19 protein-coding genes and 1 pseudogene are annotated in these 23,124 nt (G+C 59.3%); 10 read left to right on the top strand and 10 right to left on the bottom strand.

The features are described from left to right. Positions 1–17 precede the first annotated feature (17 nt). Genes RLEG4DRAFT_RS61675 through RLEG4DRAFT_RS61665 form a run of 3 tightly spaced genes read left to right on the top strand, consistent with a single transcriptional unit; the run spans position 18 to position 2,963 of the window. A complete protein-coding gene (locus RLEG4DRAFT_RS61675; protein ID WP_003576236.1) occupies positions 18–1,196 on the top strand; it encodes a DSD1 family PLP-dependent enzyme in 1,179 nt (392 codons plus the stop codon). Next, a complete protein-coding gene (locus tag RLEG4DRAFT_RS61670; protein ID WP_003576238.1) occupies positions 1,196–1,621 on the top strand; it encodes a RidA family protein in 426 nt (141 codons plus the stop codon). The genes RLEG4DRAFT_RS61675 and RLEG4DRAFT_RS61670 overlap by 1 nt, the downstream gene beginning before the upstream one ends. A gap of 19 nt (positions 1,622–1,640) precedes the next feature. After that, positions 1,641–2,963 carry an NAD(P)/FAD-dependent oxidoreductase gene (locus tag RLEG4DRAFT_RS61665; protein ID WP_003576239.1) on the top strand — a complete coding sequence of 441 codons (1,323 nt, stop codon included), beginning with the start codon at positions 1,641–1,643 and terminating at the stop codon, positions 2,961–2,963. A 37-nt stretch (positions 2,964–3,000) separates the two neighbouring features. Here the strand turns inward: RLEG4DRAFT_RS61665 and RLEG4DRAFT_RS61660 are convergent, their stop codons facing one another. The 5 genes from RLEG4DRAFT_RS61660 to RLEG4DRAFT_RS61640 form a co-directional block, all read right to left on the bottom strand. After that, a complete protein-coding gene (locus tag RLEG4DRAFT_RS61660) occupies positions 3,001–4,275 on the bottom strand; it encodes an NAD(P)/FAD-dependent oxidoreductase (RefSeq protein WP_003576241.1) in 1,275 nt (424 codons plus the stop codon). Positions 4,276–4,341: 66 nt separating this feature from the next. Then, positions 4,342–4,818, bottom strand: coding sequence for an Lrp/AsnC family transcriptional regulator (locus tag RLEG4DRAFT_RS61655; RefSeq protein ID WP_003576243.1), 477 nt, complete (start codon positions 4,816–4,818; stop codon positions 4,342–4,344). A 64-nt stretch (positions 4,819–4,882) separates the two neighbouring features. Then, entirely contained in the window at positions 4,883–6,211 is a 1,329-nt protein-coding gene (locus RLEG4DRAFT_RS61650; RefSeq protein WP_003576245.1) for an aspartate aminotransferase family protein, read from the bottom strand. Between the two features lie 103 nt (positions 6,212–6,314). Further along, a complete protein-coding gene (locus RLEG4DRAFT_RS61645; protein WP_003576246.1) occupies positions 6,315–7,412 on the bottom strand; it encodes a phosphotransferase enzyme family protein in 1,098 nt (365 codons plus the stop codon). 313 nt (positions 7,413–7,725) lie between these two features. Next, positions 7,726–8,394 (bottom strand): haloacid dehalogenase type II, encoded by a 669-nt coding sequence (locus tag RLEG4DRAFT_RS61640; RefSeq protein WP_003576248.1) that lies wholly within the window; start codon positions 8,392–8,394, stop codon positions 7,726–7,728. 551 nt (positions 8,395–8,945) lie between these two features. Between RLEG4DRAFT_RS61640 and RLEG4DRAFT_RS61635 the strand changes: the two genes are divergently transcribed. The 3 genes and pseudogenes from RLEG4DRAFT_RS61635 (at position 8,946) to RLEG4DRAFT_RS61625 (ending at position 12,451) form a co-directional block, all read left to right on the top strand. Further along, on the top strand, positions 8,946–9,938 hold the full coding sequence (locus tag RLEG4DRAFT_RS61635; RefSeq protein WP_003576250.1) for an ornithine cyclodeaminase family protein: 993 nt from the start codon (positions 8,946–8,948) through the stop codon (positions 9,936–9,938). Further along, positions 9,938–10,915, top strand: coding sequence for a threonine/serine dehydratase (locus tag RLEG4DRAFT_RS61630; protein ID WP_171898184.1), 978 nt, complete (start codon positions 9,938–9,940; stop codon positions 10,913–10,915). Before RLEG4DRAFT_RS61635 ends, RLEG4DRAFT_RS61630 begins: the two co-directional genes overlap by 1 nt. Positions 10,916–11,069: 154 nt before the next feature. Next, positions 11,070–12,451 (top strand): annotated as a pseudogene (locus tag RLEG4DRAFT_RS61625) (aldehyde dehydrogenase family protein). Positions 12,452–12,868: 417 nt separating this feature from the next. Here the strand turns inward: RLEG4DRAFT_RS61625 and RLEG4DRAFT_RS61620 are convergent. Continuing rightward, positions 12,869–13,558, bottom strand: coding sequence for a haloacid dehalogenase type II (locus tag RLEG4DRAFT_RS61620; protein ID WP_003576255.1), 690 nt, complete (start codon positions 13,556–13,558; stop codon positions 12,869–12,871). 517 nt (positions 13,559–14,075) lie between these two features. On the opposite strand from RLEG4DRAFT_RS61620, the gene RLEG4DRAFT_RS61615 reads away from it, so the two are divergent. From RLEG4DRAFT_RS61615 to RLEG4DRAFT_RS61600, 4 genes are all read left to right on the top strand, one after another. Continuing rightward, positions 14,076–15,152, top strand: a complete 1,077-nt coding sequence (locus tag RLEG4DRAFT_RS61615; protein WP_003576257.1) for a phosphotransferase — start codon at positions 14,076–14,078, stop codon at positions 15,150–15,152. A gap of 8 nt (positions 15,153–15,160) precedes the next feature. After that, the gene (locus RLEG4DRAFT_RS61610; RefSeq protein ID WP_003576259.1) at positions 15,161–16,531 is read left to right on the top strand and encodes an aspartate aminotransferase family protein; all 1,371 of its coding nucleotides are present in this window, start codon (positions 15,161–15,163) and stop codon (positions 16,529–16,531) included. A 102-nt stretch (positions 16,532–16,633) separates the two neighbouring features. Then, complete coding sequence (locus RLEG4DRAFT_RS61605; RefSeq protein WP_003576261.1) at positions 16,634–17,317, top strand: GntR family transcriptional regulator; 684 nt, start codon at positions 16,634–16,636, stop codon at positions 17,315–17,317. A 121-nt stretch (positions 17,318–17,438) separates the two neighbouring features. Further along, a complete protein-coding gene (locus RLEG4DRAFT_RS61600; protein ID WP_003576263.1) occupies positions 17,439–17,915 on the top strand; it encodes an Lrp/AsnC family transcriptional regulator in 477 nt (158 codons plus the stop codon). Positions 17,916–18,337: 422 nt separating this feature from the next. On the opposite strand, the gene RLEG4DRAFT_RS61595 is transcribed toward RLEG4DRAFT_RS61600, so the two are convergent. The 4 genes from RLEG4DRAFT_RS61595 to RLEG4DRAFT_RS61580 all read right to left on the bottom strand — a co-directional run bounded on the left by RLEG4DRAFT_RS61595 (position 18,338) and on the right by RLEG4DRAFT_RS61580 (position 22,861). After that, a complete protein-coding gene (locus tag RLEG4DRAFT_RS61595; protein ID WP_003576265.1) occupies positions 18,338–19,180 on the bottom strand; it encodes a GNAT family N-acetyltransferase in 843 nt (280 codons plus the stop codon). A gap of 600 nt (positions 19,181–19,780) precedes the next feature. Then, entirely contained in the window at positions 19,781–20,617 is an 837-nt protein-coding gene (locus tag RLEG4DRAFT_RS61590) for a GNAT family N-acetyltransferase (RefSeq protein ID WP_003576267.1), read from the bottom strand. A 271-nt stretch (positions 20,618–20,888) separates the two neighbouring features. Further along, complete coding sequence (locus RLEG4DRAFT_RS61585; protein ID WP_003576269.1) at positions 20,889–21,242, bottom strand: cupin domain-containing protein; 354 nt, start codon at positions 21,240–21,242, stop codon at positions 20,889–20,891. Between the two features lie 110 nt (positions 21,243–21,352). Beyond that, complete coding sequence (locus tag RLEG4DRAFT_RS61580; protein WP_003576271.1) at positions 21,353–22,861, bottom strand: NAD-dependent succinate-semialdehyde dehydrogenase; 1,509 nt, start codon at positions 22,859–22,861, stop codon at positions 21,353–21,355. Between the last annotated feature and the right edge of the window lie 263 nt (positions 22,862–23,124).

Here is a 23,124-nt window from a genome sequence, read left to right as displayed (position 1 = left end):
AATTGGAGACCAGACAGATGGATCTAACGACGTTCAACCCCTCCACTCGCTTGGCAGCAACGACCACTCTTGCGACGCTGGAAACGCCCTGTCTCGTTTTGGACGCCGACCGGATGGACCGGAATATCACGCGGCTCAGGAAACGGCTGGATGGCCTGGGCGTGTCGCTACGACCGCATCTGAAGACCGCGAAGTCGATTGACGCGGCGCGGCGGGTCATGAGTGCCCCCGAGGGGCCGGCGACGGTCTCTACGCTGAAGGAAGCCGAGCAGTTTGCGGCCAATGGTGTTCGCGACATGATCTATGCGGTCGGCATCGCCCCGGCAAAGCTCGCACGTGTCGTCGAACTGCGCGCCATGGGCATCGATCTCGTGGTGGTACTGGATACCGTCGAGCAGGCGCAGGCGGTTGCCGAGGCATCCCGAAACGCCGCAATGCGGATCCCAGCCTTGATCGAGATCGATTGCGATGGCCACCGTTCGGGTGTTGTGCCTGCTAATCACACGGAGTTGCTGGAGATCGGCCAGATCTTGGCGGCCGGTGCCGAGCTGCGTGGTGTTTTGACCCATGCCGGCGACAGCTACAAGGGTGGGGGCGTCGAGGCGCAGCAGCGCTATGCGGAAGCGGAGCGATTGGCCGTTGTGGAAGCTGCGCAGCTTCTTCGCAGTGCGAGCCTGGCGTGCCCAGTCGTCAGCGTCGGTTCGACGCCAACGGCCCATCATGCGAAGGATCTAACGGGGGTGACCGAAGTCCGCGCCGGCGTGTTCGTGTTCTTCGATCTGGTGATGGCAGGGATCGGAATTTGCCAGGTCGACGACATCGCCCTCAGCGTGCTCGCGACAGTTATCGGACACCAGCGCGAGAAGGGCTGGATCATAACCGATGGCGGGTGGATGTCGCTGTCGCGGGACCGTGGCACCAGCAAGCAAACCGTCGATCAGGGCTATGGGCTCGTCTGTGACATCGACGGCAATGCCTATCGTGACATCATCGTTGCCGATGCGAACCAGGAGCATGGAATTATCGCCGTGAGGCCCGGGTCGGACGCGCGCCTGCCTGATCTGGCGGTCGGAGACCGGGTGCGGATCCTGCCAAACCATGCATGTGCGACCGCTGCTCAGCACGAAGCCTATCATGTGGTCCGCGGTCGCTCGCATGCCGTCGAGGCTCGCTGGCAACGCTTCGGAGGCTGGTGATGTCCAACTTCATAACCGTAAATACCAGTCGCGCGCCCAGCCCTGCAGGTCACTATGTGCAGGCAAAGCTGGCGGGTCAGCATCTCTATATTTCCGGGCAGCTCCCTATCCGGCCGGCTGGTGAGCCGCTTGCTGACGACAGTTTCGAGTCGCAGGCGGGCCAGGCCATCGACAACATGCTGGCGGTTCTGAAAGCCGCAGGCGGAACCCCAGCCGATCTCGTCAGGGTAACGGCCTATATCGTCGGCGTGAGCAATTGGCCCCGCTTCAACCAAGTCTATGCAGGACGGCTAGGGGATGCGCGTCCGGCGCGAACCGTCGTTCCGGTGCCCGAACTCCACTACGGTTATCTCGTTGAAGTCGACGCGATCGCCGTACTCGAAAAAAATCCTTCGGCCCAACGGGCGGAAAACAATTCCGACTAATCAATTCAGGTCAGGCTCGATGTCACCACTCCTCAAGCCCATACAGAGCGATCAAGAGCTTCCCGCTAAGGCGGACGTCGTCGTCATCGGCGGCGGCATTGTCGGCGCGTCGGCGGCGTTTTCACTCGCAGAGCGGGGGCTCTCCGTTGCTTTGGTGGAAAAGGGCTATGTCGGCGGTGAGCAGTCCAGCCGAAACTGGGGTTGGTGCCGCCGACAGAACCGGGATGCGCGCGAGCTGCCGCTCTCGGGAATCTCCATGCAGCTGTGGGACCAGATCGCCGCCAAAATCGACGACGACGTCGGCTTCCGCCGATGCGGTCTGTTCTATGCGACAGATAATCCCCAGCAGCTGGCGGAATGGGAGCAATGGCTTGATGTTGCCCGGCAATTCAACGTCAATACGAAGATGTTAAGCGCCCGGGAAGCGCATGACAAAATCCCGGCGCACGGCCGCCGGTGGCTGGGCGGGGTCCATTCGATCGATGATGGCAAAGGCGAGCCGGCCATTGCCGCGCCAACAATCGCGAACGGCGCCCGCAAATTCGGAGCAACGATCCACCAGGAATGTGCCGCACGAGGCCTTGATATCGTCAACGGTGCGGTTGCCGGGGTGATCACGGAAAAAGGGATTATCAGGTCGCAGGCCGTTCTGAACGCCGGCGGTGCGTGGACATCCTTGTTCTGCCGCCAGTACGGCGTTCAATTCCCGCAGGCAAGCGTGCGCCAGACCGCAATTCGTACGCGACCCACGACCAATCTCGGCGAAGCGATCTATACGCCGGAGTGCTCGCTGACCCGAAGGTTGGATGGCAGTTACACGCTTGCCGTCAGCGGCAGAGCGACGCTGGATATAACGCCACAAGGCGTCCGCTACGCGCGCTGGTTCATGCCGATGTTTCTGAAGCGACTGAAAGCGGTCCAGATCGGCATGGGCAGATCCATGTTCCATGGACCGGAAGCGCTGGCCAGGTGGAACAAGGATGCGCTTTCGCCTTTCGAGCGGATCCGTGTTCTCGACCCAAGACCGAGCCGCCGGACGATCGCGGCTATTCTAAAGGGCGTCACCGAGCAGTTCCCGGCGCTTAAGGGCATCGAGATCGCCGATAGTTGGGGCGCTTATGTAGATTGCACACCGGACGCGGTACCGGTCATTTCGGCGTGCGATCATGTGAAAGGCCTCTATTTGGCCGCTGGCGGCTCCGGCCATGGCTTCGGCATCGGCCCTGGCATCGGTCGCCTAGCCGCTGACCTGGTTGCTAACGATAAGCCTTGCGTTGATCCCACGCCCTTCCGCCTGTCGCGCTTCTTTGACGGCTCCAGAGTCGAGGTAGGCGCGCTCTGATCGTGCTGGAAGGCCCGGTATTTCCGACAAGAAGTTCCTAACCGACGCTGTCCAGCATCTTGTAATACATGCCGACCAGCGGCAGGAACCAAGGCGTTCCGAAGTGCCCCGGGACGGCCGGCCATTCGAGCCCCTTCATCGGGTTTCGGTCCGGCCGGCCGAGGATCGTGTCGGCGATCACCATTCCCAGATGGGTCGAAAGCTGGGCGCCATGGCCAGAATAGCCCATCGCGTACCAGACGCCGTCATGACAGCCTGCGCGCGGGAACCGGTCCTTGGTTATGTCGACGAGGCCCCCCCAGCAATAATCGATCTCGACATTGGCGAGCTGCGGGAAGATCTCTGCGAGGCTTGCCTTCAGGATCGCTCCGACTTTAGCGTCCGAGCGATGGTCGGAGGTTGCCGAGAAGCGGGCACGGCCGCCGAAGATCAGCCTGTTGTCGGGCGAGAGCCGGAAATAGTTGCCGATATTCTTAGACGTGACGCAGGTGCGGTTGCCGGGCATCGTCGCCGCGATCTCCGCTTCTGTCAGCGGCCGCGTGGCAATGATGAAGCTGCCTACCGCAATGATCCGGCGCCGGAAATAACCGAAGGTCGCAGGCGTATAGGCGCCTGTGGCAACAAGCACCGCATCGGCGGTGACGCTGCCGCGGCCCGTCTTCAGATGATGGCGGGAGCCCACCAGGCGATGTTCGGTGACGGCCGCATTCTCGAAGATTGTCGCGCCGTGACGCCTGGCTGCCTCGGCGAGGCCGACGACATAGCGGCCCATATCCATCATCGCGCTCTTCTTCGAGAGCATCGCGCCGAAAAACGGCGAGCCGATTTCCTGCTTCAGTTCGTCTGCGCTCAGCAATGCCGTGTCGGGATCGACCTCGGCGTGCACGGCTTCGAAGTTGCGGGCGATCGCCTGGAAGTGCTGTGGTTTCGAGGCGAGCTTCAGCTTACCGGAGCGACGGAAGCTGCACTCGATCCCCTCCTCTCCGATCAAACGCTCGATCGTGTCGATCGAGTCATCGAGCGCCTGGTAAAGCGAGATCGCCCGCTCCTTGCCGAGCTCAGCCTTTGCCGCCAGATAGCTATGCGCAAGCCCATTGTTCAAGTGACCACCATTGCGGCCGGAGGCGCCCGAGCCCACCGTCTCCGCCTCCAGCACGACGACTTTGGCGCCCGCCTTTGCGAGCTGGCGGGCGGCAGCGAGACCGGTGAACCCGCCACCGACGACTGCGATGTCGTGGTGGCCATCGACTAGCCCCTCCGCGGCCCCGGCAAAAGACGGGGCAGCGTCGTGCCAGTAGGACAAGAATTTCATGGCGGTGCGCCTTCTCTCTAGAGATCGGATCGCCCGTCGGAGAAGGGGCGAGGATTGAATCAGAGCCTATGGCTGAAATAGCTTCGTTAGCGGCATATGCATCTTGCGGATCGGCGATTTCAGCACGACGAAGCTGAAATACTTGTCGATACCGACGTCCAACTCGATCAGCCGCTCCAGGATCTCCTGATATTCGCCGATCCCGGTGGTTACGAATTTCAAGAGATAGTCGTAGCCGCCCGAGATCACATGGCACTCGATGAGTTGCTCGATTTTTTCTATGGCAGCGAGGAAGCGTGCAAAATCGGTCTGCCGGTGGTTCTTCAGTGTCACCTCGGTGAAGACGGTTAGTGCCTGCCCCAACTTGGCGACATTGATCTGCGCCGTATAGCCCTCGATGTAGCCCTCCGACTGCAGCTTCTTGAGGCGCATGAGGCAGGGGCTCGGCGATAGGTTGACCACCTCCGCCAGCTCCACATTTGTCATTCGGCCATTCTGCTGCAAGACGTGCAGGATCTTGATGTCGATCCGATCGAGTTTCATGGACTTAGCTTTCGCTGATGAAAAAGGCGCGAGTCTCTTCGGCTGCCGAGGCAGCCGACTACACCTACGGGACGGCTTTCCTGAGCGCGCATTCCATGGCTTCGAGGAACCGATCCACATGCTCCGCCTGGCAAATCAGTGGGGGCCGAACTTTCAGCGTATCCTCGTTGGCGCCAGTCGTGCTGATAAGAACACCATCGTCACGCATCAGGTTTACAATCTCCAATGCCATGGCACGCCGGCTGGCCTCCCCCGTTCCATCCAGCCCGATGTCGATGCCGAAGAACAGACCTGCATTTCGAATGCCGCGGATACCGTCATGCAGCTTGGCTAGATGCTCCAAGCCCATTTTCAGGCGTTCACCCATGGCATGCGCATGCTCGGGGATGCGATCTCTGTGCAAAATGGTCAGGACGGCGTCGGCGGCCGCGATTCCGACGGTATTGCCGCCGAAGGTGTTCGAGTATCGGGCAGTTGCGCCAAAGCGATCCATCGGTGCCTTGCGGCCAACGACGGCGCCGATCGGAAATCCATTGCCCATAGGCTTACCGAGAGTGACGAGGTCAGGCACAACTTCGTGACGCTCAAATCCCCACATATGTGTGCCCGTCCGTCCAAATCCTGGCTGAACTTCATCAGCAATCACGAGGCCACCCGCCTCCCGCACGGCTTTGACTCCACCGGCTATGAAGCCGGGAGGGTCAACCCAGACGCCGTCGCTGGAGAAAATCGTGTCGACGAGGAGGGCCGCGACGCCAATCCCACGCCGGTTCAAATCGACGATTGCGGCACGAACCTGCTCTTCAAAGAATGCCGCAGCCTGCCGCTCAGCTATGCCTGAGGGCCCGTGCAGCGACACCATGCGCACGGCAGGGCTAAGCTTGACGGCATCGCCCAGATTGGGCGAAACCATTGCCGTGGCCGAACTGGTGCCGTGATAGGCATGGGAAGAAACAATCACGCCCTCGCTGCCGCTGGTAAGCCGGGCAATCCTGAGCGCCAGATCGTTCGATTCGCTACCCGTGCAAGTAAAGACAACTCGGTTCAGTTCCTCGGGAAAAGTGGCCACGAGCCGTTCGGCATAGTCGACCAGCCTCGGTTCCAGATAGCGCGTGTTTGCGCTAATTCGGCCGGCTTGTTCTGCCATGGCAGCGTTGATCTCGGGGTGACAATGGCCGAGAGAGGGCACGTTGTTATAAAAATCCAGATAGGGACGGCCATCCGGATCGAAGAGCCACATGCCCTCGCCCCGGACGAAATGAACCGGCCGGCGGTATTGAAGCCTGTAGGAGGCTCCCAGCACGCTGTCGCGCCGGGCGATCAGCTCAGATTCTCGGGCGGGAATTGCGGCTCCCCCGGGGGTAAAGCGGTTGGGCATGAGATCGGTGGACATAGCTTTGATCCTGCTTAGGTTTTCATCCGCGACGAAGGTCGCGATTTACCGGAGTGATTGCCGAGCGAGTGATGCGACGTTTGAGTGCGTCCAAAACGCCGGCCTAAAGTCCTGCGCGACGCACAACAGTCTCGGCCTCCCCCAGGCTTAACGCCGATAGGATAGAAAGCCCGCGTTCTGCCCTGGCCACGTTTTTCTTGATATATGCTGCCTCGGCCGGAAACAGCTGGGCTCGCCAGTAGTTGATGAGGACGAGGGCGCTTTGGCGCGCCTTTATCAATCCGACCAGCAGTTTTATCTCAAGCGTAGTAAGCGGAGTCACCGAAGCATACCCGGCGATGAGATTTTCTGAGCCGCCGAGAGCCGAAGATGGGTCGGTTACCAAGTGGCTTGCAGCAACCACGAGATCCTGAATCCGAGGACCCCAGCAGCCGTCGCCGAAATCGATGAACGCGATATCCCGACCGGTCAGGAGCGTGTTGAAAGGACTGGGGTCATTGTGCGTGACCTGCCATGCTACCTCGCGCAGTTGCGGCGCGATAAGCTCGACATAGTTGCTCATGGCAAGACGTACGGATTCTGCCATAGGTCGTGAAGGCAGATGCTCCTCCAGTTCCATTAGCCTCGGCCAGCATCCGACATGCCAAAGTACCGGGCGGTGGATGGCGGGCAGCTTCAGCGCCCCGAGCGCCAAACTGAGCCTGCCAAGCGCCTGGCCGACCCGGTAAAGGACATCAGGAGTTGCGTTCGCCTGGTGCAGAGGCACCCCCGAAAGTCGAGTCTGCAGATAGCCGCAAATCTCCTCCTCTTCGAACATCGGCGTACCGCCGCCGGTACGCACCAGATGAGGGGCTGCGAAACCGGAGGCGCCTTCCAGCCCTGCAAGGGCCGCAACCTGGAAGCGGAAACTGTCTCGTCCTTCCGGCCGCGCTGACGTTTTGAGGATCAACCGATCGCCGCTCGACAGCGTGACCTCCGCGGTACACTCCACTTCCGAGGACAGAACCTTGACCGTTCCCGTCAGACCGTAGTGGCGCAATAGCAGCTCACTGGACGCCCGCGCCTCGGCGGGGCTCGGCTTAGTCGCCATAACAGCGGCCGCCGCCCTGAAATATGCTTCGGTGAAAGGCTCGCCCACCGACTGGTTGCCGCCGAGATGCCCCGCACCGTCGTCTGGAACCGCATCGTTACAAGCACTCACGATTGAGACCCTCGCACTGTTTAGAGCCGGACTGCATGCTCATCCGAAAATGATCGTCGGGATGGCATCCAGTCCGCTGCGGCCAACCTCCCTTGAGGCTGGCGATTGCTACTGGAGGCGCTGGAACCACTGTCCCCCGCCTTCAGCACGAATGTCCGGGCCCCGGCTTTTGAAGTTACCTCGCCCGTGCCTGGATCCATGATCGCGCCGCCGAATACGGCGGCACTGCAATGCCCTCGGCCCCCTACCCTCCGGTCAACCCAAGTTCGCTGTCGGGCCGGTGAAGAGAGATTTTCAGATGTGTCGGGCTTCCTTAAAGCCCGACAACGCCGGGCAGTTCCGAGATGCCGGCGATCTCGGTGTAGCCGTAATAGGGATTGGCCGGCTCGTGACCGCGATTGACCCAGACCTTGTTTTTGATCCCGAGGTCATGTGCGGACATCAGATCGTAACGGAACGATGAGGAGCAATGAAGTATGTCCTCCGGGCCGCAGCCAAGCATATCGAGCATGTATTCGAAGGCCCGGAAGTGCGGCTTGTAAGCCTGAGCCTGTTCGGCGGTGTAGACAGCGTAGAAAGGCGCGCCGAGCCTCTCGACGTTGGACATGATCTGCGAGTTCATCGCGTTTGACAGGATGACCAGCGGAATTTCCTTGGCCACCTTGGCAAGACCGGCCGGAACGTCGGGATGCGGCCCCCAGGTGGGGACGCGTTCGTAAACCATCTGCGCGTCTTCGTCCTTGAACTGGATGCCGTTGCGTTTGCAGGTCCTCACCAATGCGTTATGGACCACCTCCGCATAGGGCTTCCAGTCGGCCATGACTTCATCGAGTCGGTACGCAGAGAAGTCGGCGATGAACTGCAGCATTTTCTGCTCACTCATGCGCTCGCCGTAAAGATCGCGTGCCGCGTCCGCCATCTGAAAGTTGATCAGCGTGCCATGGCAGTCGAAGGTGATGTATTTCGGGCGGAAAGTGGTCATGCGCTTCGTCCTTGCTTTGCGGGGAGTTGTTTAAGTCATGACCAATCATAGGCCGCAGCCCGCATCTGAATTGCCCGGAGATTGCGGAAGATCAGCACAAAATGCTGGAGGGAAACATGATTTACTCTTGTGAGTGCTGGATCACAGCGATCCGCGGTCGGCAGGCCGGGCGCGCCTAGACAGATACTGCCGGTCAGCGCGCCATGCCGAAAACGGAAGCGCAACTTGCGGACTATGGGGGCTTGCGTCGATTTCACGTCGCAGAAAGGATGGAAAACTCGTTATTCGGCATCGTACGCGACAGCGAGTAAGATCGACTGGATCAACTCCCAATCCTTCGCCGATGTCAGCATTGGATAGTTCCAACATGCCGCCCAAGCTCCGAAAGGCGCTGCCGGTACTCCCTGCCAAAATCGCGATGCAACACGAAACAATCTGCTTGGAGCCCGACGAATACGGCCCATAGACTCACAGCGGGCCTAATATGATCAGTGCAAGCCAGCTCGTGATGCGCCGATGCATCCGACTGAATTGAAATAGAGAGGTCACGCATGAAAACGCTGCTGCTCAACAAGAATGACGTCGGACGGCTTATCGGCATGACGGAAGTCATCGGCGCGGTCGAAGAGGCTTATAAGGCCTTCAGCAGCGACCAAGTGGAACAGCCCGATTATATCGGGATTCATCTCCCCTCGTTGCGTGGAGAGATCGACTTCAAGCTTGGCTATCATAAAGCCGCTGAAATCATCTCTATGAAAGCACATTCCGGAGGGTTCACCAACAATCCGGCAGAACATGGCGTGCCGAATAGCATGGGAACCATCCTCCTGTTTGATGCCAGGAGCTGTGCGTTGATTTGTATCATGGATGGAAGCTTGATCACTGGCCTCAGAACCGGGGCGGCGGGAGCCGTCTCCGTCAAGGCACTGGCGAGAAAGAACGCGCGCACGATCGCGTCGATCGGCACAGGCAATCAGGCGAGAATGCAAATTCGGGCGATCAACAAGATCATGAAGATCGAAGAGATCCACGCCTGGGACAGCACCTCCGAAACAAGCTCCAAATATAAGGAGGACATCGAGCGCGAATTCGGCATTCCCGTCACCGTCGCAAGCTCGAAGAAGGAGGCGGTCGCGCGGGCCGACATCTTGATCACTACGACCCGAGGGAAAGGGTCGCTTGTGGAAGCGAAGTGGGTAAAACCCGGTACGCACATCGTTGCAATCGGCACGGATCAGCGCGGCAAACAGGAGCTGGATCCGGAGCTTTTCCGAAACGCCAAGATCGTCGTCGACGCGCTTTCACAATGCACGGAAAAGGGCGAGACCTGGCACCCGCTGGATAAAAACATCATTGCCATGGACGACATCCACGGCGAGATCGGCGAGGTATTGTTGGGGAGGAAGCCGGGACGGGAAAGTGATGACGAAATCACGATTTTCGACTCCACGGGGATGGCCATACAAGACAATACGACCGCCAGCAAAATTTATCGCAACGCCATTGCGAACAATGTCGGCACTTTCTTTCAATTTTTTGAGTGATGACCATGCGCAACTATCCCACCATTCAGGACATCCGTGAAGCTCAGCAACGGCTAAAGCCGCACGTCAGACATACGCCGCTATTGCGTGCAGACAAAATCGAGAAAGCGGCTGGTTGTCAGCTCTACCTCAAGCCGGAAACCCTCCAGATTACCGGCGCATTCAAGATCCGCGGCGCCCTGAACAAGGCTCTGTCGCTCTCCCGAGAAGAGATCGCAAACGGGTTCATCGCGACCTCGTCGGGGAACCACGCCCAGGCGCTTGCTTACGCAGCCAAGATGCTCGGCGTAAGGGTGATATTGGTGCTGCCGGTCACCACACCAAAAATCAAGATCGCCAATACAGAAGCCCTTGGCGCTGAAGTCATTCTTTTTGATGGTGACAATGCTGCTAGATGGAGAAAAGTCTACGAGATCGCTGAAGGAAAAAATTATGCGGTCATCCACGGCTTCGAGGACCCCGTCGTAATGGCTGGTCAGGGAACGATCGGGTGTGAGATCCTCGAAGACCTGCACGACGTAAACACGGTCATCGTTCCCGTGGGCGGCGGAGGACTAATCTCCGGAATCGCTACCGCCATAAAGGAAACGAAGCCATCGGTTCGCGTTATCGGGGCGGAGCCTGCCTTGACACCGAAGTATTTTCACAGCCGGAGAAACAAGGAGCGCACATCGCTTCCGTTAAAGAACACCATCGCGGATGGTTTGAGGTTAAGCGTTCCGGGTCAAAATCCGTACCCGATTATCGAAAAATATGTCGACGAGATTGTTCTTGTTGAAGACGAACACATCATTGCCGGAATGCGTGCCCTCGCCAAGGATGCGAAACTGATCGCGGAACCAGCCGCCTCCATCGGAATAGGGGCCCTGTTGGCAGGCAGCATAGACGTCAAGCCAGATGAGAAAGTGTGTGCGGTCTTGTCCGGCGGGAACTGGGATCTGAGCGACCTTGCCGAGATTTACAATTTGGCGCCGTGATTCGGTCTCAGCTTCGGTCAGTACACCACCCTGACGCCGTTCGACGTCTGCGATTCTCATATCCTCTCTCACAAATGCAAACAGTTCCGACCGCAGGCGGATCGGGATTTCATTCGGCAGGGAGGAGAGATCATAGCCATTCAGGGAGCCACCGATGAAACACGCCCACAGCTTCTATATCAGCGGTGAATGGGTTGAGCCGTCCGCGTCGAAAACACTTGAGGTCATCGATCCCTCCACCGAAGAGCCGATGGGTACGATCGCACTCGGCAGTGCCCCCGACGCTGAAAGGGCGGTCGCGGCTTCTCTCAGACATCCAAGGAAGAGCGCGTCGAACTGCTGAGGCGCATTGTAACGATCCTGAAGCGCCGCAATCACGAGCTCGGCGACATCATCTCGCGGGAAATGGGCGCGCCGCTCGCCATGGCCCGGGCCGAGCAGGCCGGCATCGGCGCTACCCATTTCGAACAGACGATCAAAGCCTTCGAGACCTTTGCCTTCGAATACATGCAGGGGACCACCTGCATCATCCACGAGCCGATCGGGGTCGTCGCAATGATCACGCCATGGAACTGGCCGATCAACCAGATCGCCTGCAAGGTCGCTCCGGCGCTCGCCACGGGATGCACCATGGTATTGAAGCCATCGGAGATCGCTCCGTTCAACGCGGTGATCTTCGCCGAGATCATGGATGAAGCCGGCGTGCCGAAAGGCGTCTTCAACCTCGTTCACGGCGACGGACCTACGGTCGGAACGGCGCTGGCCAGCCACCCGGGGTCGACCCGCGCCGGCATTGCCGTGGCGCAGGCGGCGGCACCAACCGTCAAGCGAGTGCATCAGGAGCTCGGCGGCAAGTCGCCGAACATCGTTCTGCGCAGCGCCGACTTCTCATCCGCGGTCGCTGCCGGCGTACGCCGGTGCTTCGGAAATTCCGGCCAAACCTGTACTGCGCCAACACGAATGCTGGTGCCTGCGGAGCGAATGGACGAAGCAAGCTCAATCGCCGCGCGGGAAGCGGCTGCGCTCGTCGTCGGCTCCCCCTCGGATCCGCGCACCGACCTCGGACCAGTCGCAAGCGCCGCCCAGTTCGACAAGATCCAGGCGTTGATCGGACGCGGCATCGCGGAAGGAGCGGAGCTCGTCGCCGGCGGCCCTGGTCGCCCTTCGCATCTCAATTCGGGCTATTACGTGCGCCCGACGGTGTTTGCCCGCGTCACCAACCAGATGACGATCGCGCGGGCGGAAATCTTCGGCCCGGTGCTGTCGATTATCGGTTATGACAGCGAGGATGAAGCGATCGCGATCGCCAACGATACGCCCTACGGCCTGGCTGCCTACATTCAGGGCGATCCAAAGGAAGCACGAGCTCTCGCAGGCAGGCTGCGCGCCGGCAGCGTTCGCCTCAACAGCTCCGCCTGGGACAGTGCCGCCCCTTTCGGCGGCTACAAGCAATCCGGCAACGGTCGGGAATACGGGAAGTTCGGACTGCACGAGTTTACCGAGATCAAGGGCATAGCCGGCTTCGCGAGCGAGTGAATGGTCAAAGTGTGGTGCAGCCGCTTCGGATGCCTGCGCAAGAATCTGTGATTACAGCAATGGGAGATCCAGCGTACACGCGATCACGGGTGATCGCGTGCGATCGACCGGTCTGAAGATGCCATCGCGCGTGAGACGACATCCCCGCGTCAGCACAGGCCGGGCGGGGTCGAATTGTGTGTTCAGAAGAAAGACCAGCCGACCGTGCAATTTCGAACTCACCGATCAAACGTGGAAGGCTGTCGCAAGTCCGACGTGCCGTTCGTCAAGCTCGGATCACACCGTCTTTTGACCCCAGCAGGTCACGCGTGCCAAAGGAACCCCGCAAAGCCATGCTTGCTTCCTTGGAACGAAAAGAGAAGGGGCGAACGGAGCGCCCCGGTCTCCACGTCGTGACAGCCCCTGAGCCCTGGCTTTTCAGGCGCGCTTGAGCACTGGCTCCAGGCCAACGGCGGCGGCTAGCCCGCCGATGTCCTTGATCTCGGTATATTCGTAAAACGGGTTGGCCGGCTCATGGCCGCGGTTGACCCAGACCTTGCTCTTGATGCCCAGGTCATAGGCAGTCATCAGGTCGTAGCGGAAGGATGAGGACACATGAGTAATGTCTTCCGGTCCGCAGCCGAGCTTGTCGAGCATGTATTCGAAACCCTTCATCAGAGGTTTATATGCCCCGACTTCTTCTGCCGTGATTACCATGTGGATGGGCGCGCCCAGTTTTTCCACGTTCGACATGATCAGGCTGTTCATGGAGTTCGACAGGATGACCAGCGGAATTTCCTTGGCCACCCTGGACAGGCCAGCCGGGACGTCCGGGTGCGGACCCCAGGTTGGCACCTCGTCATAGATGCGCTGCGCGTCTTCGGGTTTGAACGGGATGCCGATGCGTTTGCAACTGCGTTCGATCGAATTGTGCACCACTTCGAGGAAAGGTTTCCATGGCCCTACCACCTCGTCAAGGCGATAGCCCCTGAAAGCCTCGACGAAGGCGGCCATCGCTTCGGGGGAGAGCCGCTCGCCGTAGACGCGTCGCGCAGCGCCGGCCATATCGAAATTCGTGAGCGTGCCGTAGCAGTCGAAGGTCACGTACTTCGGTCGAAATTGAGTCATCGCGTATATTCCTTCCAATTTTTCATGGCACGGTGTGCCTATCCAGGATCATCGTAGCGGCATGCCGCCTGTCTAAAGAGGTCGCGGTTCCGATAATGCGGCAGCGGCGCAGGTATCTTTGCGAATCCGACTGGTCATTTCCTCTGCTTTTTTGATGCCGGCCCAATCCACCCAAGCGGATCACTCCAACTTCTTTGCTGCATTTTGACCAGTGAGAGCACACTGACATAACTTTGTGACGATGGCAACATATTGTCCAACAATTTGCTGGATCTATCGTCATGCAATTCTCTGGTGACTTATATGCGTCGCCACTCAATCGGCAACTACGCGTCTGACATGCCATTGAAAATATTCTATTTATTTTTGATTTTGTCTAGAACGACCAGAGGATCTTGCCTTTTCGTCATCCGGCGGAAAAGCTCGGTCATCTCCGTAAACGAAATAAATTGTTGTACAAAAATGGAAGTATGAGATACTGAGGTCATCGAACTGCCCATTCCGAGGCAGGATTTGAATGAGTTTGAAGATGGGTCACAAGCATCAGTGCGGGCCAGCCCGCGTCCCTGAGCTTTCCGAGGCGTGCCATCCCGTGGGCACTGCGGAAGCCGAAGAAATCGCCGAGCGGCTATACGGCACGCGCGGCTCGGCAACGCGCTTTGAAACAGAAAAGGACGACACGTTCCTCCTCGACTGCGCGGCCCAGGGGAAATTTGTGCTGAAGATCGCTCATCCTTCTGAGCGGATCGAGGAGCTCGATTTCCAAGTTGCGCTGATGCGTCATCTCGAGCAGCGGGCCCCTGATCTGCCCATCCCCCGCACACTTCGCGACGTCGACGGGGCGGATTTGCCCATCGTCACTACGAGTGCCGGCGAGCGGCGAGTGGTGCGGCTCATTACCTTCCTTGCCGGCACCCCGCTCGATCGGACATCTTGCACAGCTCCACAGCGCGAACGGATCGGCGAAATCCTGGCAAAGCTGCGTCATTCCATGGCCGATTTCTCGCATCCCGCAGACGGCCGGGCGGTGGCGTGGGACGTCACCAATCTGCTCGACCTCACCGATCTGTTGAGCTTCATCCCTGGGGGCGGCAAGCGGGCTTGGACCGTCCGCGCGCTCGAGCGGTTTGCCGAAGTCAAGCCGAAGCTTGATCTGTGCCGGCGGCAAGTACTCCACAACGACTTCAATACGTCGAACCTGGTCGTCGATCACGCTAGCCCGCAGTTCCTGACCGGCGTCATCGACTTCGGCGATGCGGTCCGAACCGCTATCGCCGTCGACGTCTCCACGGCGTTGATGAACCAAATGCCAAAAACCTTCGACCATGGGAACCGGCGTGACCTGTTCGACGAACCGCGTGACGTTCTGCGCGGTTATCTCCGCCATGCCGAACTGACGGACGAGGAGCTTCGGCTCATCCCCTTCCTGTCGATGGGCCGTCTTGCGGTTCGTGCGTTGCTGACGTGCTGGCGCGCCGAGATCTTCCCCGAGAATAGCCGCTATATCCTGCGCAACACCGAAGCCGGCTGGGCCCACCTCGAGTGGTTCCACTCGATTTCGATCGCACAGATTTCCGATCTTCTGACACGATAGGAACCGCAATGTCCAAACATACGACTACCCTGCCCAAGGGCTTCCGTGGCGACATGCCAAATGGCTTCAACCCTCAGGACACGTCTCATCTCACAAGTGAAGATCTGGCGCATGTCGCCAGGCGGCAAAGGCTGCTCGGGCCCGCTTATCGGCTCTTCTACAAGTCGCCGGTTGAGATCGCCCGTGCCAAGGGCGTCTTCCTCTATGACAAGCACGGCAACGAATATCTCGATGCCTACAACAACGTGGTATCGCTGGGTCACTCTCATCCGCGCGTCGTCGAGGCGATCCAGAAGCAGCTCGAGGTACTCTGTACCCACACGCGTTACATGCAGGAGCCGCTGCTGGACTATGCCGAAGCCCTGATCAGTACGTTCGGTGGCGAACTCGGCCGGACCGGATGCGCGATGTTCACATGCACGGGCTCGGAAGCCAACGATCTCGCCTTGCGTATCGCGCGTTACCACACACGCAAGACCGGCGTCATCGTCACGGCCGAAGCCTATCACGGCAACAGCGGCGCGGTGGCGGCAATCTCGCCGTCGCTCGGCAAGAAGTCGGCTCTGGATCCCTATCTTCGCACGGTCGCGGCGCCGGATTCCTATCGCCTGCCCGTCGAGGAAATCGGCCGGCAGATGGCGGAGGATGTCGCGCGGCAGATTGCCGACATGGAGCGGCATGGCGGCGGCCTAGCGGCCTTCATCGCCGATTCCGTCTTCTCTTCCGATGGTCTTTACGTTGATCCCACGGACGTATTGGCGCCGGTGGCGGAAGTGGTGCGCAAGGCGGGCGGCCTGTTCATTGCCGATGAGGTGCAATCCGGATTCGGGCGGACCGGCACCCACCTTTGGGGTCACCGCCGTCACAAGGTCGATCCGGATATCGTAACCATGGGCAAACCCATGGGCAACGGCTATCCCGTTGCCGGCGTAGTGCTGCGGCCCGAACTCGTCGCCGAATTCGGATCCAGCATGCGCTACTTCAACACGTTTGGCGGCAACTCCGTTGCTATCGCCGCGGCAAGGGCCGTGCTCGACACGATCCTCGAAGACGGCCTGTTAGACAACGCCGTCAAGGTCGGCGGCGAAATCCTCGACGGCCTCCGGGACCTACAGAAGAAATATGAATTTGTCGGCGATGTTCGTGGGGCCGGCCTCTATTTCGCGGTCGAACTCGTCAAGGACAGAGACCGCAAAACGCCGGACATGGACCGTGCGCTTGCAGCCGTCAATGCCTTGCGCGACCGGCGCATCCTCATTTCCGCGACGGGAGCGGACGCGCATATCCTGAAGATCAGGCCCCCGCTCATCTTCACATCGGCCAACGCGGCGCGTCTGCTCGAGGGCGTCGATGAGGCGCTTCGGTCAGTGCAGATCTAGGACCCGCCACCATGCGGCCAGGAAGCGCAATATCATCTCTCTTGCCCTACGCCGCCGCATGTGGCGTAGGTATACGAGCATAATCACGAAAAAGCCGAAGCCATGCCGCCGCTGCCCGCCAAGAATCACGCCGAAGATCTAGAGATGCAGGTCGAGCCCTTGCCCGCTAGCGCGGTGGAAATCCTGACCCACGCCTTGCGACGGCGCATCTTGTCGGGAGATTTCCGACCGGGCGAGTTCCTCCGCGACGTGAAGATGTGTGAAGAGCATTCGACCTCGCGGCACACATTCCGTACAGCAGCCCAGGTACTCGTCACCCAGGGCCTGCTGCGTCAGATACCGAACCGAGGCTTTGTGGTGCCCGAATTCGGGCCGGACGATATTGTCGATATCACGCGCGTCCGCGGCGCCATTGAGGGCGAGGCCATTCGTTTGATCGTGCTGACCGGCGTCATCCCATCTCAGGCGCTAGAAGCGGTCGACGTTATGCACAGGTCGACTCTATCCTCCGACAGATCCCTGCTGGTTGCTGCGGACCGCGACTTCCACCGCGCGATCATCGCCGCCAGCGGTAGCGCTCGGCTGAAGCGGACCTATTCGGACCTCGAGGGCGAGATCGAACTCCTCCTCGCACAGCGGCAGGATTTCTACGCCACTGCCGAAGAAATGGCGGAAGAACACGAGCGGCTCATCAACAGCTTGAGAAGCCGCCACTACGATACGGCGCGGGACGCGTTCCAGGAGCACTGGGAAGATCTCCAGATCAAATTGCTCGATCAACGCTGACCGGTGCTCCCTGCGGAATTCGACAGCTCGGGCTTCAGGTCAACGGGGATCTCGTGGTCACCGCTCGACTCTCACCAACGTCACCAACATCCGCGCCATTCTCATCAGCGGGAGTTAGCCAATGAAACTTGATCGGATTGACGTCAGGATACTGAACGCATTGCAGACGAATGGCCGAATGACGAATGTCGAGCTTTCGGAAATGGTCAATCTCTCGCCAGGTCCTTGCCTGCGGCGAGTGCAAAAGCTGCAGGCGGAATGCTATATCGAGGGCTATTCCGCCCGGGTCAATATAGGAAAACTGGGCCAGACGTTGACGGTGTTCACCGAAATCACGCTCAAGAGCCACCGTCAATTCGACTTCGCGAGATTTCTTACTGCTATCGAGAAGGTCGATCAGGTCATCGAGTGTCATCTGGTTTCGGGAGGCTACGATTATCTCGTAAAATTCGTCACCGCTGGAATCGGAGAGTACCAGACGCTCATGGAGCAGCTCATCGATTCGGAAATCGGCATTGACAAGTACTTTAGCTTCGTTGTGCTGAAATCGCCCCTGATCAAAGGGCATTTGCCGCTGGCAAGCCTGTTCCAGCAGTAACTGCATTGAAGAAGGCGGTGCGGGCGGTGTGGCGCCCGTCGGGCTTTGATGAGCAGCCGGCATCTCGTGCTGGTAGATTGATCAGACGCGACGAACCGGCGGGCTCCAGAATAGATGCACACGCCGTTTCAAAGCGGCGGAAGCGGGGATGTTGCGACAAGGAGTGCCGTGCTGGAGAAGGGATACTGTAGCCAATGACAACATAGCAGAGTGGGGAACGCCAAAGTCGCGACCGAGATCCGGCCAGCGCTCGTAGCGCTCGCCTATACTGTGGGGGACAGCGGCATCTTTCCTCCTCCTCTGGCCGTCCCGCTTTTGGCAATTTGGTGCTGCCTGAGGCTGGGGACCCCCAGTGGCGGGGCGGGCGGAGGTATCAGATTGCACCCTCGGGTTTGACACGCGATTCCCTTTTCCCCACAGGATCAACCGAGTGCCTGACTGACCAACGCGTAGGTGCAGTGATGCGTGGGCTCGCTTTGTTTGCGGTCTGGTCCGGGGCGTCGCATCCTAATCCCACGGCCGACGTTGTTGAGGCCGCGCTCGGTGAGCCATCCTGAAAGATTCGTGGAGACATCCGAGTCGATACGAACAAACCTGCCCTGGTGATGGGCGAGCAGGAAGTCGATCAGGGTCTTGGCTTCGGAATCGTTCCTCGCTACCACCGGTCCGATGACAAGCCCATGGCCGAACGACCGGATTGCCGCGAAGGCCTGGATCTCGCCATTGTCGGGAATGACAGCAAACCTCGCCCGCTCGAGCAGAATCTCCATCAGTGCCGAACGGTTATGGCCGCTTGCCGCGCGATCCAGCGCCACCACGCGGGCATAATCACCGCTCTCGATCCATTTCACATGGGCCGGCGCATCAACCTGCAACGGCTCGCCCTGGTGCTGCACCGTCTCGCCGGTCGCAGCGAAACCCACCTTCTCGTAGAGCGGAAGCCCTTCCTGCGTCGCCACAAGATAGCAGGTCCGGGCTCCCGCTTCGGCAAGCGCCTTTTCCAACATCTTCCGGCCGAGGCCGCGGCCGCGCATTGCGGCATCGACGATGACCATATTGATGGTGGCCGCGTCCTCGCCATAGGGCGTCATCATGATGGTCGCGACGAGGCGATCCTCTTGGCGTGCGGCGATTCCCAGGCTGATTGATTGAACCATTTCCCAATCCTCGCGCCGATGCGGCCATTGGACCTGGCGGGACAGTTCCAATGCACTGTCCAGATGCTTTGGTGTCATCTTCTCGAAAAGGATCGCTTGATTGGTCATGAACAGTTCCGGCCTATGTCTTCGAGGATCAAGGTAACCCGCACAAGACGGCAGTTCCTCCCGACCTACGGACATGCACCATGCGTTCCCCCCAAGCTTTGCCGCCTGTGCCGCATCTTGTGCCGAACGTGACGGAGCCTATACGCGGATGCCTGAACTCGCCGGCCGAACCTTTCGGCCAAAGCTTCAATGCGAACAGAACAACCTCCTGCAGGCCGGAGCGAATGCAACCACTATTCTCCCGTTCGCCACTATGGTGATTGCTGTGCACGCTGGGCCGATGCTTCTGTGGAGCCATGAGAGAAGTCATTCAGGAAAACACTGCTGCCTAAGAAGGATGAGGCAAGGCGGCTGATCGGTACGAAGCCATCTGCGCCGTGGAAGAGGCTTACAGGGCCTCCGTGATCGGGAACAACCCGAAATCTGGGTTAGGTCCCCGTCGCCTCGTAGGGAAATCGACTTAAAGGCGGCTACGACAAAGCCAATGAAATCATCTCCATGAAAGCCTCTTCTGGAGGGTTCGTTGATAACCCGACTATCTCGCCCAGAGACACTCAGATGTGTTCAGCGCGAAATTGCCTCGCACTTCAGACCTTCACGTCAGCCAATAGCTTGGCTCGCCAGGCAGAAAGTTTGAACGGCCGGCGTTTTAGATTGGCCTGCAGCACCCCGAACCATCGCAACGACCCCACCATCACGAGGGAGCCCCCACTCTTCGAGAAGGGACGGGAGGTCGCTCTTTTCAGGAATGTCAATCCGTACGAAACAACCTTCCTTGCCGGAGAGAATGAAGGTCAGCAAATCCCTCGCCTGTTCGAGGCTCTCCGCAACGACCGGCCCGACGACTTCGCCCTTGCCGAACAGCCGTATCGCTGCGAATGCGACGATACGGTCACCGTTGCGGATGGCAGCGAACCTCCCCTCCTTCGCCAGGACGTGGTGTAGCGCGTCGCGGTCGGCGCCGAACGCCACACGGTCGAGCGCTTTGATTGCCGGCAGCGCATCGGGCCCGATCCACTCAACATTTTCAGGAGCATCGACCCGCCCGGCAATACCCTGATAGCGGAGGTTTTGATGCGTTGCGACGAACCCCAGCTTTTCGTAAAGCGGCAGGCCGTCATTCGTCGCCGTCAGACGGCATTCCCGATCACCGGCGAGTTCCAATACGGCGGTGGTCAATTTTCTTCCCAGTCCCCGGCCCCGCTGGCTTTCGTCGACAATAATCATGTTGATGGCTGAGCAGGTGTCGCCGAAGGGAGTCATCAGCGCGGTACCCACAACCCGGTCGCCCGCAAGGGCAACGTATCCCTCGCTCAGAGACCATATCATTTCCCAGTCTTCTCTCCTGTGCGCCCAGCCCGCTGCACGCGACAGCGCCAGAGCACCATCCAGATGGTGAGCCTCGAAAGGCGCGAGAGTGGACGTTTCCGTTTGCATCGGCTGATCCATTTCTCTGGTCTTTAAGTTCACCTTGGAAAAATCAACGGTGGTTTTTTCCGATCCTCAGGTGACGTATTGAAGCAGCGACCCGCCAGCCTATGTAGGGGCATCAGCAGCAAGCGCATCAGGTTTGGCAGACGGCATCATTTGCGGATAAACCGCCTATCCAATTTCGGGATGGAGGTTATCGAAGGGCTTGCCTGCCCGATCGGTCCGGTTCCCGGTCTGAAATTCAAGAGCAATGCACCTAACGGCATTGCACGAATGATCAGGTGACGGTGACGAAGATTTTCCGCACCGTCTCGATTGTCTTCCAGACCCCGACATAGCCGGGCTTCATCACGAAGCTGTCGCCCGCGCGATAAACGACCGGCTCCTTACCCTTCTCGGTCAATTCGATCACACCATGCACGAGATGGCAAAATTCAAACGTTTCGCCCTTGATGGAGTGCGTTTCGCCAGGCGTCGCCTCGAATACGCCGGTATTGACTTTGCCGTCCTTGGCGGTGTCCTGCAGCCACGTCTTGAAAGCGGGGCTGCCCGCAATAAGGCGGTCCGGCTCGGCAGTTTTATGCTTCGGCTCGAACGATGGATTCGGGTCGATGGTTTTCAGCAGGGACATTTATCTCTCCTATTCTGGCTGGAGCCATCCGCGTCATCTCCGGATGATTCAAATCGATCCGCCGTCGCCACGAGATGCTATCGCGGAACAACGCTACGATCGCAGCGCAGCTACCAAGTGGCGGCGATGTATTTCGTTTCGAGGTATTCGAGCATGCCGTGATGGCTGCCTTCGCGTCCGAGGCCGCTCTGTTTCATGCCGCCGAACGGTGCGGCCGCGTCGGAGACGACACCGCGGTTAATTCCGACCATGCCGCTTTCCAGCCTGCCCGCGACTGCGAGCGCGCGCTTGAGATCCCGGCTAAAGACATAGGATACCAGTCCGTATTCGCTATCATTGGCCAACTCGACGACCTCGTCTTCAGTATCAAACACGATGATTGGCGCGACCGGACCGAAGATTTCTTCGCGAAGTATCTCGGCGTCGGGAGAGATATCGGCCAAAACGGTTGGCAGATAATAGAAACCCTCGCCGCTCAGTCTGCTACCACCGGTAACCAGACGGGCTCCCTTGGCGATCGCGTCGTCTACCAACCGCTCCACCTTGGCCACCGCGGCCCCAGTGATCAGCGGGCCAAGCTGCGTATCCGGCGCCAGACCTGGTCCGACATTGAGCGCCGCCATCTCCTCCGCGAAGCGCCGCGTGAAGTCGGCCGAAATACTTTTTTGGACGTAGAAGCGGTTCGCAGCCGTGCAGGCCTCACCGCCATTACGCATCTTGGCGACCATTGCGCCGGCGACAGCCATCTCCAGATCGGCATCATCGAATACAATGAACGGCGCATTGCCACCCAGTTCCATTGAACAGCTGACGACCTGGTCCGCGGCCTCGCGCAGCAGGATCCTGCCAACCCCTGTCGAGCCGGTGAACGACAGCTTCCGTACCCGCTTGTCATGCAGCATTGCGCTGACCACAGGTCCTGCTTTCTTGGTGGTAACGATGTTGACCACTCCAGCGGGAACACCTGCCTGCCGCATAAGTTCACCGATCGCCAGCGCCGTCAGAGGCGTCTCGGCTGCGGGTTTCAGTATGCAGGTGCAACCCGCAGCCAACGCGGGAGCAATTTTTCGCGTCGCCATTGCCGCCGGGAAGTTCCAAGGCGTTACCAATACAGCGATACCAATAGGCTCATGGCTCACGATGATCCGGTTTGCGCCGGAAGGTGCTGATCCAAATTCCCCGGAAGCCCTTACAGCTTCCTCTGCATACCAACGGAAGAACTCGGCCGCGTAGGCGACTTCCGATCTCGCGTCGGGAAGCGCCTTGCCATTTTCCGTCGTGATCAGCTGTGCCAGCCACTCTGCTTGTTCGAGAAGAAGGTGAAAACACTTCATCAGAACATCCGAGCGGCGGCGCGGCGACGTTGCTTTCCAGGCAGCAGCTGCCTTTTCTGCCGCATCGACGGCCGCCAGGGCATCCTGTATGTCGCCGTCACAAACCGTAGCGATTGCATCTGCAGTCGAGGGATCGCTGACGTCAAAGGTCCGGCCGCCTTTTGCCGAGACCCATTCACCGCCGATGAAAAGTTGGGTTGGAGCTTCGCATACCACAGCAGCCGTCTGCGAAGCGGTAACACGGGTGGTTTCAAGTGTCGGAGTTGTTTTCACGTTCAGCACCATTCGCTACCAATTAGGATCGTTGTGCGATCAATATAGAATTGGTTTGACGATTGGTGTCAATATAGATCAAATTGGTCGCGGATAATTTTCGATCTGCTGAAATCGCGGCGTTGCGATCAACAAAAACAGCGAAACGCCTGATGTCTCGAATCTGGCTAAAGGGAGAACGCCTGCTAAAGCAGCCTCTCGGTCGACGCAAACGATCGTCACGCGGCCTTTTGGACGCGCTCGTACGCCACATGATGAGCCACTTCTCGGCTTCA

Source organism: Rhizobium leguminosarum bv. trifolii WSM2297 (assembly GCF_000271845.1).
The sequence above is the reverse complement of the archived record's forward strand: the minus strand, read 5'-3'. Positions and strand labels throughout refer to the sequence as shown.